Origin of the sequence: Halomonas sp. XH26 (assembly GCF_024138895.1) — a bacterium.
In the GTDB taxonomy this organism is placed as follows: Bacteria; Pseudomonadota; Gammaproteobacteria; order Pseudomonadales; family Halomonadaceae; genus Vreelandella; species Vreelandella alkaliphila.
Genome location: NZ_CP071889.1, coordinates 1,302,216 through 1,316,463 on the forward strand (window position 1 = coordinate 1,302,216; position 14,248 = coordinate 1,316,463).

A 14,248-nucleotide genomic window follows, 5' to 3' on the forward strand; every position below is an offset into this window, starting at 1 on the left:
TTTTATACTATCTTTGCTTTAGCGGTTTACTCTTCAATCGCTACTTGCTCGCGCATACGATCAACAGTGGCGGGGCCAATGCCGCTAACGCGGGTGAGATCATCTACATTAGCAAATGCGCCATTATTTTCGCGCTCTTCTATAATCGCGGCTGCACGGCTGGGGCCGATGCCAGGCAACTCAGCAAGCAGCTCAGCATCCGCTGTATTCACATTAATAGGCGCGATGTCTTGTGCCAATGCAAGGCCCGAAACCCCTAAGCTTAGGCTCAATAGCAGTGCAGCCAATAGTCCTTTTAGCGTTGTTTGCATTGTTAATATCCTCATAGATTTCCTTAAAGCCGCCTTTCCCATCGGTTGTTGTACTTGGGAGTGATAGGTTGTGGCGGTTTGCGCATGCAAAAAGGTTTACTGTTTCTTCAATCCCCTTTTGCCTTAACTAAACTAATACGTTTATAGGAGGTGAGCTGTAAGACATTAACGACGGTGTTTGTAAGATTTTTGCTCTCTGATAATGGTTAATCACTTACACAGCAGGGTCGGGATGGCTGTTATAATGCTGTCAAATGAAAAATGGAGTTAAGCACAGTGTCTACTGATACCCCGTTGATTATCGCGTTGGATTATTCCTCTCTTGATGCGGCTTTATGTATGGCAGATCAGCTTGACCCTAAGCGCTGCCGGGTAAAGGTGGGTAAAGAGTTGTTTACGCGCAGTGGCCCTGCGGTACTGGAAGCCTTACATGGTCGTGGTTTTGAAATTTTTCTAGACTTAAAATTTCATGACATTCCCAATACGGTGGCAGGCGCGGTGCAGGCGGCAGCGGAGCAAGGTGTATGGATGGTTAACGTGCATGCTTCTGGCGGGCGCAAGATGATGGAAGCGGCCGCTAAGCGTTTAGATGATCATGGGCTAAGTACACATCTTATTGCCGTTACGGTGCTAACCAGCATGCAAAGTGAAGATCTGCATGAGGTAGGCATAGCTGCGACGCCGGAAGAACATGTATTGCGTTTAGCCGCATTAACTCAGCAGAGCGGATTAGGCGGTGTTGTCTGTTCAGCCCAAGAGGCGGCGCAAATCAAGGCGCTCTGTGGCGACGACTTTTTGAAGGTAACTCCTGGAATACGCCCTAGCTTTGCTGCGGCTAATGACCAACAGCGTATTATGACACCAAGTGATGCGATGCGTGTTGGTAGTACGCACTTAGTAGTTGGGCGACCGGTAACACAGGCGGAAGAGCCAATGATGGCGCTAGCAGCCATAGAAGCTGAGCTGGCTGACTGACGGTAATCATCGCTTATTCGCCATCAACCCCGGTAATAGGTTTAATGGTGCCCCAGCGGCGGCAGCTAGGGCACTGCCATGCCAGGCTGTCGCTGGCAAAGCCGCAGCGGCGGCAGCGATGGCGGGCTTTGCCCTCTAAAAGGGCATTGGTATGGTGCTTAAGTAACAGCAAACGCGTGTCTGGCGGAGTTTTTCCACTCAAACGTTGGCTTTCATGATAAAGGTCGATTAGGTAATCAAGCCCACCCAGGCTGGGTGCCTCCCTTAGCCACTCGCCCGTTTGCTCAATAGCACTATCTACGCCATCTCTTTGATGAACGAGCTCTCCGAGGGCGATAATAATGCTGGTGTACGGTGCTTGTCCCAGCAGTCGATAAAGATGCGTTTCAAACCCTTGAATGTCGTTATTACGCTCATAGGCATGCTGGAGGGTGGGCAGCATGGTGGGGATGTGAGCAATATCCTGCTGGGGAATATGGTTTAGGCGCTCAATGGCACGTGTGTAATGCCCATTATCCATCTCCAGTTCAGCAAGTAGTAACGTCGCACGGACGCATCGCTCATCCAACTGAAGCGCTTTTTTTAAGTGCTTGCGGGCGATCGCGCGACTTGCTTGATGTATCTCCTGCTGGGCGAGTTCACATAGCCAGTGAGCAGCAGGTCGTTGCATGCCGGGCTGTTGCTTAAACAGTGATTGAGCCACGTCGAGTGCTTCTTGCCAGTCCTTTTCGCGCTCAAGTAAATCGATCAGTAGCCGCTTGGCTTCCTGGCGATAGGTGTCATTGTCTGATTTATCCAGCAGCGCTCTCAGCATTCGCTGAGCTCGGTCGTGAACGCCTAACGCCATAAAGTCACGTGCTAGCTCAAGCTGCACATGTTCGTTAGTGCTGGTGGAAAGGGCAGGGCGAGCAAGTAGGTTTTGATGAATGCTAACGGCTTTGTCTGCTTCACCGCGTGCGCGAAACAGCTTGCCTAGCGCTATGTGGGTTTCCACAGTATCGCTATTAACATCCAGTGCATTGACAAACGTATTGATAGCTTCGTCGGGCTGCTCATTGAGCAGGTAATTCAGCCCGACAAAGTACTCTCTCGATAAGCCAGATGGGCGAGAGTCGTGAGTGCGCTGGCGGCGGCGGGAAGCGTGACGAACACCCAGGCCAAAGCCGATGGCAATGGCTGCCAGTAGAACGCCTAGCAGCACGGCATCATACATTTAAGCCAGTTCCTTAAGCTCCTGAGTGCGTAGGCGGTCTAGCTCTTTGCGCTGTTGCTTATTGTGTCGTTCACTTCGTGCTAGCTGCGCTTTAAGGCGTACGTAAACACCTAGCATGGCAAGCATGCCTAAGATAACGCCGAAAGTTAACGTAGCAAGCAGCCAGACAGAGAGTGACACAGGCGGCAGTTCTGCCCAAATTAGGTTTAAGGCAATGGTTTGTTGGTTGTTGACGGCAAATAAAATGCCCACCAGTAGAACAACCAGCAATATGACGGCCAGAATCAGCCCTTTGATCCAACGCATGAGAGTTTCCTAGTCAGTGACATTCATAATGGCTCTATTGTGTATGAGTCGTGGCGCGGCGTCATCCCACATAAAGTCGGATAACAAGATCAAAAGAGCCTTGCTATTGGCAACGCCGAGGTTGTGTAGCCTCGGTTAGCTCATTAATAGCCAAGTGCGCGGCTTGCATCTACCTGTTCGCGCAACTCTTTGCCCGGTTTGAAGTGCGGCACGTACTTGCCGTCCAAGTCGACCGGGTCTCCTGTTTTAGGGTTGCGCCCGACACGAGGCTCTCGGTAGTGAAGCGAAAAGCTGCCGAACCCCCGGATCTCAACCCGTCCCCCGCTAGCAAGAGCGTCGGTCATATCGTCTAAAATAATACGCACCGCCGTTTCTACTTCTTTGGCGGATAGCTCCGGTTGACGCATCGCAATTTGTTCGATTAGTTCAGATTTGGTCATCGGTTGGCTCCCTGCGAACTTTAATGGCCGTGACGCGCTTGCGACCTCGATAACAACAGAGTCAGCATACTGCGCATAACAGGATAAAACAATTCAGATAAAACAAGGTACTAGAATGAATATCAGCATAGGCGAAGTGAGGCGCTGGCGCGACCCTGTGGCTTAGGTATACTGGCGACTCATTTTGTAACCGGAGAGGCTGACGTTGAACGACGATACTTCCCCTGCAGCCATATTGCGTAAACGGCTTTATTGGCACTCTCGCCGTGGCATGTGGGAGCTTGACCTGCTGCTGATACCGTTTCTTGAACACCGCTTTGATGAACTGAGTGAAGATGAGCAGTTGGCCTATCAGCGCTTAATTGAGGAAGAGGATCAAGATCTCTTTGGATGGTTGATGCGTCGTGAATGGCCCGAGGAGCCATCATTAAAGCGCATCGTGCAGATGATCGTAGAGCATGCAGAAAATACCGATAACTCTGCTTATCGCACGCTCTAAAATCCAGTGCGCTTTTCACGCATTCTTGGCATTCGGGTTGTGTGCGGTGACGGCGTGGCTTATTGGCCCATGGATAGCGTTACTTGCGGCAGTAATCGCGATACTGTTGCTGGGCCGTGAGTATCGCTATCAACCCATAGGGGAGTTAAGAGTTTCGAAAAGCGGCAATCGATTAAGTGCGCAGTGGTTATCGGAAGAGGGTGAACTTGAAAGCGAACAGCCTGTTAACGCTGATTACGTGGGCCCTTGGTTAATCGGGCTCCATGTCGGGCCGCAACGGCTTTGGTTGTGGCCAGATAGCTTGCCAGCACACAGTCAGCGTTCGCTGCGGCGTTTATGCCATCGTCCCGGGCGCTAGCTGATCAAGTGACATCTCCGAAGCCGCTGTATTTTCCTGGTGCTTAGGCCAGTCGATAGAGTAATGCAGTCCTCGTGATTCATGTCTTTGAAGTGCCGCTAATACCGTCAACTTTGCAAGCCACAGTGCTTGCTGTAAACGCACGCTTTCAGGGTGGCTGCGCTTGCCAGCAGTGCCTTCAAAAGCGTTGTTAGAGCCTTTCTTTGAGCTGTCAGCAACACCGTCAAGACTGCCGTTTAGAATGTCGTTAAGCTGCGTCTCAAGTTCGTTCAGCTTATGGTGAGCGATATTTAGCCCCTGATTGCTGCGAACAATCGAAACATGCTGGCTCATTGTTGCCCGCAGTTCGCTACGTATAGTCGCCAGGGCTTCCAGGGGCGTGGATGACCACTGCTGACCCTGCAGCGGCATTGTATCGCGGGTATCGCTAAGAATCTCTTTAGGTGCAACTGGGCGTGTTTGTGCGCGTTTTTCCTGCGTGCGTAAGTGCTTTGCGCAGCTTCTGGCGTATACCAGACACTCCAATAGTGAGTTGCTAGCCATGCGATTTGCGCCATGTAGGCCTGTGTAAGCAAGCTCTCCAACCGCATAGAGATTAGTGACGTGAGTTGCACCGCGGTGGTCTGTGGCAACGCCGCCACAGCTGTAATGAGCGGCAGGCACTACTGGAATGGGTTGGCGGGTTATATCAATTCCCCGGGAGGCGCAGTGTGCCAAAATAGTAGGGAAATGGTGGCGAATAGCGGCTGCTCCAAGGTGGCTGATATCTAGCCACACATGCCCTTGGCTGCTTTGTTGGATTTGCGAATCGATTGCTCGAGCAACGACGTCTCTGGGAGCCAGCTCAGCGCGAGAATCGATATCGGGCATAAACCGATGGCCGGCCTCATTTAGCAGGTGCCCGCCTTCTCCTCGTACGGCTTCGCTAATTAAAAAAGCAGGTCCTTCTGGGTCAAACAGGCAGGTAGGATGAAACTGCTGAAACTCAAGATTCATCAGTTTTGCGCCCAGTTCAGCAGCCATCACCATGCCTTCCCCGCTGCTTGGCGATGGGGTGGTGGTGTGTCGATAAAGGCCACTTGCACCGCCTGTTGCTAGTACGATGTGCTTGGCAAGCAGTGTTTGTTGATGCTGCTGTTGATCTACGCCTTCCGCGCCAATACAGCGGCCTGTGGCATCGCTGATTAAGTGCAGGATGGTTAAGTCACTGCGCTGAGTAATATTGGGGTGAGAAGTGACTTTTTCGTACAGCGTATCGACTACCGCGCGTCCAGTTGCATCGTCAGCATGAATAATGCGGCGTGCGTTGTGGCCGCCTTCCCGTGTTAAGTGATAAGGGTAGCGGGCGCTCGGGTCTGGATCCGGTGTAAAGGGGACGCCGTTGTCGATTAGCCACTGAATGGCATCTGGGCCGTGTGTCACGGTAAATCGAACAGCCTCTTCATCACATAGGCCATCGCCAGCAATGAGCGTATCTCGCACATGGGCATCTAGGTCGTCGTCTGGTGAGAGTACGGCTGCTATTCCGCCCTGCGCCCAGCGGCTGGCTCCCTGGTCATCCAGAGCAGGCCTAACCAGGGTTACCGAAAGATGGTCAGCAACTTCAAGGGCTAAAGTTAGGCCGGCGACGCCGCCGCCGATGACAAGTACGTCGGATGTTGGCGAGCTCATGGGGCCGGATCCTCTTTTTACATTCAAACGCAGTGGGTGCTAAATGCTTCGCGTGCTGTAGACAGCAGAGGAAGGCATCATAGCGTGACTGTTGTCACTTGGCGATTAGGGGCTGTGAAAAATTGCTTTCAGCGCATATAGATAGCGGCTAAACGCTCTGATGCGATATTTAAGAGGGGGTAAGCTATTTGGCGATTGGATAAAACAGGAGGGGCAAAAAAGAGGGGTAATCAAAAAATTGCAGAGCCTTGTAAGAAGCACAAAAAACGCTTCTCTAGCGCTCTTAAAACAATATGGGAAACGTTTACCGCTGAAAGAAGGGGAGGTGCTAATTAAATATGGTGCCCGGAGCCGGACTTGAACCGGCACGGAGTTGCCTCCGAGAGATTTTAAGTCTCTTGCGTCTACCAATTTCGCCATCCGGGCAGTGCATCGCAGGAATATTGCTATTCATCGCCACACTAAAATGGAGGCTGGAGTCGGAATCGAACCGGCGTACACGGAGTTGCAGTCCGCTGCATAACCACTCTGCCATCCAGCCTAACAAGTCGTTGGAGCGAGAAAGTAGATTCGATCGGACTGGCGTTCCAGCTCACGACCCTCTCTTGCTTTACCACGCTATCCAAGTTGGAGCGGGAAAGGAGATTCGAACTCCCGACCCTCGCCTTGGCAAGGCGATGCTCTACCACTGAGCTATTCCCGCTCGACTCGAGGGCGAATTATACGCATCGCTACGCGCTTGTCAATTAATGAATTTGTCTGGAGGTTCAGTCGCCTAGAGAGTCGATCACATGGAACGACTCAAGTGAGGCCAGGCTGCTTTAAGGTACTGCGCCATGGACCACAGCGTAAGAATGGCTGCAGCGTAAAGAACAACCACACCCATTAGCGCAAACTCATGTCCTGGAGGGAAGGCCAGAAGTATGAGCAAGGCAACCATCTGCAGTGTTGTTTTAAGCTTACCGATCCAGGACACCGCAACCATACCTCGCTTGCCCATTTCGGCCATCCACTCACGTAGTGCCGAAATGACGATTTCGCGGCCGATAATGACCAATGCGGGCAGTGTTAATACCAGTGTGTCAAAGCGCTCAATGAGTAGCGCCAGTGCAACCGCGACCATCAATTTATCAGCCACAGGGTCGAGAAACGCGCCAAACGGCGTTGATTGATTCCAGCGGCGGGCTAAGTAGCCATCTAGCCAGTCGGTGATGGATGCTAGTGCAAATAAGCCTGCAGCAACTGGCATACTCCAACTGAAAGGTAGATAAAAAAGCACTACTAACAGTGGAATAAAAACGATTCTTGCCAGAGTAAGTATGTTGGGTATATTCATCGCGGGGCGCGATCCTTGCCGGAGAGTCATGGAAGACGGAGTGTAGTGGGGGATATTCTATCCCCCTTGGTGCTTAGCATCCATGTTAACAGTAGGTTTATCCATTTAGGGATTGGTAAATTGTCTCAGCGAGCGAGGCATTAATGCCGGGTACGCGCGCCAACTCATCGCGGCTAGCTTTCTGAACACCCTGCAAGCCGCCGAAGAAGCGTAATAGTTCGCGCCGCCTTTTAGGGCCTATGCCGGGAATGTCTTGAAGCGTAGAGGTGCGGCGTGCTTTGTCACGTTGAGCGCGGTGGCCGGCAATGGCAAAGCGGTGAGATTCATCGCGAATATGCTGAATTAAGTGTAATGCTGGCGACGCGGGGTCAAGGGGTAAGGGATTGTCAGTGGTTTCTAGAAAGAGCGTTTCCAGACCTGCTTTACGAGTGGTGCCTTTAGCAACGCCGAGCAAAATGATATCGGTAACCGCTAGCTCGTTTAGCACGCCGCGAGCCATGTTCAACTGACCTTTACCGCCATCGACAATCAAAATGTCAGGCGCCACTGCCTCGCCACTTTTTACCCGTTTAAGGCGGCGTGTTAGTGCTTGTTGCATGGCTGCATAATCATCGCCTGCTGCGACGCCTTCGATGCGGAAGTGGCGGTAATCGCTCTTGCGTGGGCCCTGATGGTCAAATACTACACAGGAAGCAACGGTTGCTTCCCCATGACTGTGGCTAATGTCAAAACACTCAAGGCGCTGGGGTATTTTGTCCAATGCGAGCGCTTTCTGAAGGGCTTCAAATCGCTGAGTAAGCTGGGTTTTGTTAGCCAACTGCGAAGCAAGCTGTTGCTCGGCATTGGTCATGGCCAGATGCTGCCACTGTGCGCGATGCCCCCGAACTTGGCTAGTGACGCGAACGCGTTTACCCGCTTGTTGTGAAAGTGCGTCGGCAATCAGTGGGCTATCTTCAAGTGGGTGGCTGGTAATTACTTCACTGGGTACGTTGTGGGGTTGGCCAAAGTAGTACTGGCTAACGACGTCCGTCAGCAGCATGCCCAGTGGCAGGTCGAGATCGTTTTTAGGCGTGTGATGGCGAGCGCCCAGTAAGCGGCCATCGCGAACGCTAAGTATTGATATGCCTAGCGCCCCAGGGCGTTGGGCCAGCGCAAAGACGTCGGCATCACCACTTTCGTTATCGACAAACTGGCGTTGCTGCAACTGGCGTAGCTGCTGTATTTGGTCACGCAACCTTGCTGCTTCTTCAAAATTCAAAGCGCGGCTGGCCGTTTCCATCTCCTCGCTAAGAAGCTGGGTGACGTGTTCGCTTTTACCTTCAAGGCACATCACTGCATGCTCAACGTCGCGTCGATAATCTGCTTCCGAAATGAAGCCAACGCAGGGCGCGCTACAGCGCTGAATTTGGTATTGCAGGCATGGTCGAGAGCGGTGGGCAAACACGCTGTCTTCACAATTACGTATGCGAAAAATTTTCTGCATCAGCGCTAGGCTTTCTTTCACCGCTCCGCTACTTGGATAAGGACCTAAATAGCGGCCATCTCCTCGACGCTGTCGCGCACGTTTATATTCAAGCGCAGGGTAAGCGTGCCGATCGGTCACAAATACGAAAGGGTAAGACTTGTCGTCTCTTAGCAGAATGTTATAGGGCGGACGCAGTTCTTTTATGAGCGTCTGCTCTAGCAGCAGGGCCTCTGTTTCGCTACGGGTGACGGTAATTTGGATATCTGCAATTCGTGCCACCATCGCCTGGGTTTTGGCATTAAGCTGGCCACGGAAATAGCTAGCAAGCCGAGCTTTTAGACGCTTGGCTTTGCCGACATAGAGAGTGTTGCTGTGCTCGTCCAGCATCCTATAAACACCGGGCGAGGCACTGACAGAGCTTAAAAATTGCTTGGCATCAAAAGTCATGGCTGGAAATCGGCGCTTCTAGGCAACGGAAGCTGCGATGGTAGGTCTATCCCAGCATGGCGTCAAAGCCCTCAACTAAACCGTGGCGTAGTGCCAGGTGGGTAAGCTCTACATCAGTAGCGACCTCTAGTTTGTCAAATAGCCGATAGCGATAGGTGTTCACTGTTTTGGGGCTAAGGTGTAAGCGGTCTGAAATATCCTGGACGCGCTGGCAATTTACAATCATAAGGGCGATTTGTAGCTCACGATGCGATAGGTGTCTAAACGGATTGTCTTCGTCAGTAAAATGGGAAAGCGCCAATCGCTGGGCGATTTCTTGGCTGACATAGCGCTTTCCGTGAAAGACTTGGCGGATAGCGTCGGTCATTTCTGACGTGTCAGCCCCTTTGCTGAGGAAGCCAATCGCACCCGCTTCCAGCATGAGCCGTAACGCACTATCTTCAATGTGAGCGGTTAATATGAGTACTTTGACGTCTTCCATTGTTCTATGGATGCGGCGAGTAGCTTCGAGTCCGCCGATGCCCGGCATGCGAATATCCATAACGACAATGTCAGGTTTTAAGCGACGGCATTGAGCCACTGCGCTTTCGCCATCGTCGACCTCACCTACGACTTTAATATCGCACTCTTCGTTTAGCAGATGAGCAATGCTGGTTCTCACTAGGTGATGATCATCGGCGATTAAAACTTTGATCAAGGTGCAGGCTCCTGCATGAAATCATCGTAGTGGTGGGCGTAAGCCGCGTTGCATGATATAGAGTGCCACAGCTCTAACCAAAGGAGAATTTAGTTGATAGTTGTTCATGATTAGCTTGACGCTGAGCAAATTACTGGCGTAGTATTTCGCCGCTGCTCAATGAGTGGTTTGAAAAAGCGGCATGTAAAACTATGTGGGGCCTTAGCTCAGCTGGGAGAGCGCAACACTGGCAGTGTTGAGGTCAGCGGTTCGATCCCGCTAGGCTCCACCATTTTGCAGACCCACAGAATCCAAAAAAACGCCTCGTTACCAGTAACGAGGCGTTTTTTTATGCTTATCATTTTCAATTGATGGTTCGTGCGGGGATACATGCGAGAGTACGTGTGAGAGTGCGTGCTGTTGGGCATTCGCGTAACTGAAAGCCTGTGTTAAAAAGCACGTACCCTCAGGTGTTACTCGTTGGCAATTCTGCCAAGCAGCAAAAATTCGATTAACGCCTTTTGTGCATGCAGGCGATTCCCCGCTTCTTGCCACACGACAGCGCGCGGATCGTCCAATAAGGTAGTGCTGATCTCTTCACCGCGGTGGGCAGGTAGGCAGTGTAGGAAAAGCACATCAGGTTGTGCGCTATCAAGCATTGCCTCAGTGACCTGGAAGCCTGCAAAGTCTGCTTCGCGCTTAGCTTGTTCTTCTTCCTGCCCCATGGATGCCCACACATCTGTCGTGATCAAGTCGGCGTCTTTGGCAGCCTCGTGGGGGGTGTGATGCAACGTTACACAGTCCCCGGCGGCTTCCATAATGTCAGCGCGCGGTTCATAGCCTTTAGGGCAACAAACGCGCAGTTTGAAACCAAACTGACGGGCGGCATTAATCCAGGAGTGGCACATGTTATTGCCATCACCTACCCAAACAGCCGTGCGTCCTTCTACACTGCCACGCAGCTCGGTCCAGGTCATCACGTCTGCTAGCAATTGGCAAGGATGATAATCGTCACTTAACGCGTTAATCACAGGCACGCTGCTAGCGTTGGCATAGGCTTCTAAGCCTGCGTGTGAAAAGGTCCGAATCATTACCGCATCAACCATTTCGGACAGTACGCGGGCGGTGTCTTCAATCGGCTCTCCACGCCCTAGTTGGGTGTCGCGGGGAGAGAGGAAGAGGGCGTGACCGCCGAACTGCGCCATGCCGGTTTCAAACGACACACGGGTGCGAGTCGATGATTTTTCAAAAATCATCGCCAGCGTGCGGTTAGGTAGCGGCGTATAGATGGGGCCGTTAGCCTTGAGCTCGGTTTTGATCTTAATCGCACGCTGAATCAGGTACGCCAGCTCATCTGGGGTTAAATCCAGCAAGGTTAAGAAATGGCGTGTCGCCATGATGATATCTCTCCGCGCAAAAACACTATCCTAGCGATGCGGCAGGGGATGCGCAACGCGCTTGGCATGCGTAGAATGACGACCCACATGGTAAGGCCGAGTAGTTTGCTCAAGTATTAGGTTGCACGGCAACAAAAGGTAATCTTCGGCTTTAAGGGTTAAAGCTAGTTAACGAATTGCGTAAACTGGCGAGATAACATCACTTGTTTTAGGAGCACATCATGAGTACGACTGCCGAAAATATTCAGCGCCAAATTAGTGAAAACCCCATTCTTATCTACATGAAAGGTACCCCCCAGCTGCCGCAGTGTGGTTTTTCTGCACAAACAGTGCAGGCGCTGATGGGCTGCGGTGAGCGTTTTGCCTTTGTTAACGTGCTGGATAATCCAGATATTCGCGCTGAGCTGCCAAAAATTGCTAACTGGCCGACCTTCCCGCAGCTTTGGGTGGAAGGCGAATTGGTTGGCGGCTGCGATATCGTGATCGAGATGCATCAAAGTGGTGAGCTCGAAAAGCTGATCAAAGAAGCTGCCCAGCGTGCTGGCGCTGCTGAAAGTGACAACAACGCTTAACGTTTATTGCCCAATGCCGCTTGGTCTAGTGGACTGCTAGTCTATTGGGCTGAGCGGTTGGCGGGCTGCAGCGCAGCCGCTAGAATGGTGTCCTTTTCGCATCGACAGTTAGCCCGCCAAAGGAAGTAATGCTCAATGAGCTATCAGGTTCTGGCCCGCAAATGGCGGCCGCGTACATTCCACGAGCTCGTGGGCCAGGCCCATGTTCAGCGCGCCTTGGTCAATGCACTCGATCAAGGCCGTCTTCACCATGCCTACCTATTTACGGGTACTCGCGGGGTGGGCAAGACCACCCTTGCGCGTATCCTGGCTAAATGCCTTAACTGCACCGCAAATGGCCGCGGTAATGAAGGCATTACCTCGACGCCTTGCGGTCAGTGCGACAGCTGTCGCGCGATTGATGAAGGCCGATTCGTTGACTTGATCGAGGTCGATGCTGCTTCGCGGACAAAGGTTGAAGATACCCGAGAGCTGCTTGATAACGTGCAGTATGCGCCAACGCAAGGACGCTATAAGGTGTACCTGATTGACGAGGTACACATGCTGTCGACCAGCAGTTTCAATGCGCTGCTTAAAACGCTGGAAGAGCCGCCACCCCACGTGAAGTTTCTGCTGGCCACCACAGATCCGCAAAAGCTGCCCGCCACCGTCCTATCCCGCTGTTTACAGTTCACGCTTAAGCATATGCCCCCTGAACGGGTGGTAGAGCACCTAACCTATGTGCTGGGGGAGGAAGGGGTCGAGTATGATGAGAGCGCTCTGTGGCTGTTAGGTAAGGCCGCGGAAGGTTCTATGCGCGATGCAATGAGCCTGACCGATCAAGCCATTGCCTTTGGCCAGGGTGCGATTCGCCATGCGGATGTCGCTGCCATGCTGGGTACCTTGGATCATCGCCATGTGTTGGCGCTGGTAGAAGCGCTGGCTGATGTTGATGTTCAGCGACTGCTAGCCGAGGTTGCTCAGTTATCGGAGCAGGGGCCTGATTTTGCAGCAGTATTGGATGAATTAAGTGCGGTTTTGCATCGCTTGGCCGTGGCGCAGATGGTGCCTGATGCCGTTGATAATAGTCACGGTGATCGAGCGCTTATTCAACAACTGGCGAGCCGCTTTACTGCCGAGGATATTCAACTCTATTACCAGATCGGCATTCAAGGGCGCGGCGACATGGTGCATGCACCTGATCTGCGCAGTGCGCTAGAAATGACGCTATTGCGAATGCTGGCGTTTCGCCCCCAGGGGGTGCCAAAGCCTGCTGCCACGCCGCTTCCGCTGCGCCGAGAACCTTCCAGTGACACTGTTTCCCAAACAGCGGTGTCGCATGAGCCTGTCTCTCCTGAACCTGCTGCTCAGGTAGCTGCATCTGAGGATAGCTACGCACCTGAACCAGTCTCTGCCCATGAGCCAGCGGTAAAAAAGCCTGAGCCTGCGCTGCCGAGCAATCAGGCCAAAACGCCTGACTCAGCCGCGGTGCAGGCGAGTGCTGCCCCGGGTGCAACTGACGAGTTAAGCGCGCCTGACGCTGTTTCATCAGAGCAAGCGCCACCCTGGTCGCTTGACGAGGTGGAGAGTGCCGCCATGCTTTCTTCAGAGCCAGAGCCAGAGCCAGAGCCAGAGCCAGAGCCAGAGCCAGAGCCAGAGCCAGAGCCAGAGCCAGAGCCAGAGCCAGAGCCAGAGCCAGAGCCAGAGCCAGAGCCAGAGCCAGAGCCAGAGCCAGAGCCAGAGCCAGAGCCAGAGCCAGAGCCAGTTTCCAGTGAGGTGCCTGCCAATGCTGCTAGCAGCCAGGTCGCTGCTGACGATCGTCTAGACCATGCTGGGTGGCTGGCATGCTTCAGTGCCCTTGGGTTAGGCGGCCTTACCCGTAATTTGGCAGCGCACTGTCAGCTTGAAAGCGATGATGGCCACACTGTGGTGCTGCGGCTTGACCCTGGGCAATCCGCTATGCAGGCCGATGTTCACAATGGTCGTATTGAGCGCGCGCTAAGTAGTTATGGGCTGCCTCGGCGAATCGAGTTTACGGTGGCTGACTTAGCGCCTGATCTTGAAACTCCCCGCCAGCAGGAAGAGCGTCAGCAGAAAGAGCGCCACTCGTTGGCTGTTGATCTATTACACCGCGACCCCAATATACAGAAGCTACAGCAGGCATTTGGGGCTACTCTCATTGAGTCAACCGTTAAACCCGCGTCTGACAAGCGTTCTTAGCCGCTGACGATTGACTCGCGATGCTTATTTTTTATTCCTTCAGGAGATAACCGCATGTTTAAAGGTGGAATGGGCAACATAATGAAGCAAGCCCAAGAGATGCAGGAAAAGATGCAGCAGATTCAAGAAGAAGCTGCTAAAGCGGAAGTCCATGGCGAAGCGGGCGCCGGTATGGTGAAAATCACCATGAACGGCCGCCACGATGTTACCAATGTCACTATTGATCCCAGCGTTCTTGAAGAAGACAAAGAGCTGCTGGAAGATTTGCTCGCCGCTGCCGTGAATGATGCTGTTCGAAAAGTGGAAGCAAACTCCAAAGCGAAAATGGAAGAAGCGACGGCAGGCTTGAACTTGCCGCCCGGCTTTAAGATGCCGTTCTAAAC

15 protein-coding genes and 4 tRNA genes are annotated in these 14,248 nt (G+C 52.7%); 7 read left to right on the plus strand and 12 right to left on the minus strand.

Annotation, left to right across the window (positions count from 1 at the left end; translation table 11 throughout):
- Positions 1-26: 26 nt before the first annotated feature.
- Complete coding sequence (locus J4377_RS05985) at positions 27-311, minus strand: ComEA family DNA-binding protein (RefSeq protein ID WP_038482869.1); 285 nt, start codon at positions 309-311, stop codon at positions 27-29.
- Positions 312-587: 276 nt separating this feature from the next.
- On the opposite strand from J4377_RS05985, the gene pyrF reads away from it, so the two are divergent.
- Entirely contained in the window at positions 588-1,286 is a 699-nt protein-coding gene (pyrF, locus tag J4377_RS05990) for an orotidine-5'-phosphate decarboxylase (protein ID WP_038482872.1), read from the plus strand.
- 13 nt (positions 1,287-1,299) lie between these two features.
- Here the strand turns inward: pyrF and lapB are convergent, their stop codons facing one another.
- The 3 genes from lapB to J4377_RS06005 all read right to left on the minus strand — a co-directional run bounded on the left by lapB (position 1,300) and on the right by J4377_RS06005 (position 3,245).
- Entirely contained in the window at positions 1,300-2,499 is a 1,200-nt protein-coding gene (lapB, locus tag J4377_RS05995) for a lipopolysaccharide assembly protein LapB (RefSeq protein WP_038482875.1), read from the minus strand.
- On the minus strand, positions 2,500-2,805 hold the full coding sequence (locus J4377_RS06000) for a lipopolysaccharide assembly protein LapA domain-containing protein (RefSeq protein ID WP_038482879.1): 306 nt from the start codon (positions 2,803-2,805) through the stop codon (positions 2,500-2,502).
- Between the two features lie 143 nt (positions 2,806-2,948).
- Positions 2,949-3,245, minus strand: a complete 297-nt coding sequence (locus J4377_RS06005) for an integration host factor subunit beta (RefSeq protein WP_009722715.1) — start codon at positions 3,243-3,245, stop codon at positions 2,949-2,951.
- A gap of 205 nt (positions 3,246-3,450) precedes the next feature.
- Here J4377_RS06005 and J4377_RS06010 point away from each other — a divergent pair, with 205 nt between their 5' ends.
- Together J4377_RS06010 and J4377_RS06015 are read left to right on the plus strand one after the other, a co-directional pair.
- Complete coding sequence (locus tag J4377_RS06010) at positions 3,451-3,744, plus strand: succinate dehydrogenase assembly factor 2 (RefSeq protein ID WP_009722716.1); 294 nt, start codon at positions 3,451-3,453, stop codon at positions 3,742-3,744.
- A gap of 46 nt (positions 3,745-3,790) precedes the next feature.
- Positions 3,791-4,102, plus strand: a complete 312-nt coding sequence (locus tag J4377_RS06015; protein WP_253487399.1) for a hypothetical protein — start codon at positions 3,791-3,793, stop codon at positions 4,100-4,102.
- Here J4377_RS06015 and nadB read toward each other — a convergent pair.
- The 7 genes from nadB to uvrY all read right to left on the minus strand — a co-directional run bounded on the left by nadB (position 4,079) and on the right by uvrY (position 9,718).
- Positions 4,079-5,773, minus strand: coding sequence for an L-aspartate oxidase (nadB, locus tag J4377_RS06020; RefSeq protein WP_253487401.1), 1,695 nt, complete (start codon positions 5,771-5,773; stop codon positions 4,079-4,081). The genes J4377_RS06015 and nadB overlap by 24 nt on opposite strands.
- 339 nt (positions 5,774-6,112) lie before the next feature.
- A tRNA-Leu gene (locus J4377_RS06025) sits at positions 6,113-6,199 on the minus strand.
- A 41-nt stretch (positions 6,200-6,240) separates the two neighbouring features.
- A tRNA-Cys gene (locus J4377_RS06030) sits at positions 6,241-6,314 on the minus strand.
- Between the two features lie 87 nt (positions 6,315-6,401).
- Positions 6,402-6,476: transfer RNA gene (locus J4377_RS06035), tRNA-Gly, on the minus strand.
- An 84-nt stretch (positions 6,477-6,560) separates the two neighbouring features.
- On the minus strand, positions 6,561-7,109 hold the full coding sequence (gene pgsA / locus J4377_RS06040; protein WP_038482886.1) for a CDP-diacylglycerol--glycerol-3-phosphate 3-phosphatidyltransferase: 549 nt from the start codon (positions 7,107-7,109) through the stop codon (positions 6,561-6,563).
- Positions 7,110-7,206: 97 nt separating this feature from the next.
- Complete coding sequence (uvrC, locus tag J4377_RS06045; protein ID WP_253487402.1) at positions 7,207-9,021, minus strand: excinuclease ABC subunit UvrC; 1,815 nt, start codon at positions 9,019-9,021, stop codon at positions 7,207-7,209.
- A 46-nt stretch (positions 9,022-9,067) separates the two neighbouring features.
- Positions 9,068-9,718: a UvrY/SirA/GacA family response regulator transcription factor gene (gene uvrY, locus J4377_RS06050; protein WP_038482893.1), complete on the minus strand. Its 651-nt coding sequence runs from the start codon at positions 9,716-9,718 to the stop codon at positions 9,068-9,070.
- Between the two features lie 195 nt (positions 9,719-9,913).
- Between uvrY and J4377_RS06055 the strand changes: the two genes are divergently transcribed.
- Positions 9,914-9,989 (plus strand) — tRNA-Ala (locus J4377_RS06055).
- Positions 9,990-10,170: 181 nt separating this feature from the next.
- On the opposite strand, the gene argF is transcribed toward J4377_RS06055, so the two are convergent.
- Positions 10,171-11,094, minus strand: a complete 924-nt coding sequence (gene argF, locus J4377_RS06060) for an ornithine carbamoyltransferase (RefSeq protein ID WP_198350143.1) — start codon at positions 11,092-11,094, stop codon at positions 10,171-10,173.
- 221 nt (positions 11,095-11,315) lie between these two features.
- Here argF and grxD point away from each other — a divergent pair, with 221 nt between their 5' ends.
- From grxD to J4377_RS06075, 3 genes are all read left to right on the plus strand, one after another.
- Entirely contained in the window at positions 11,316-11,666 is a 351-nt protein-coding gene (gene grxD, locus J4377_RS06065; protein WP_038482899.1) for a Grx4 family monothiol glutaredoxin, read from the plus strand.
- A 135-nt stretch (positions 11,667-11,801) separates the two neighbouring features.
- Entirely contained in the window at positions 11,802-13,865 is a 2,064-nt protein-coding gene (gene dnaX / locus J4377_RS06070; protein ID WP_253487404.1) for a DNA polymerase III subunit gamma/tau, read from the plus strand.
- A 54-nt stretch (positions 13,866-13,919) separates the two neighbouring features.
- Entirely contained in the window at positions 13,920-14,246 is a 327-nt protein-coding gene (locus J4377_RS06075; RefSeq protein ID WP_038482905.1) for a YbaB/EbfC family nucleoid-associated protein, read from the plus strand.
- Positions 14,247-14,248: the final 2 nt, after the last annotated feature.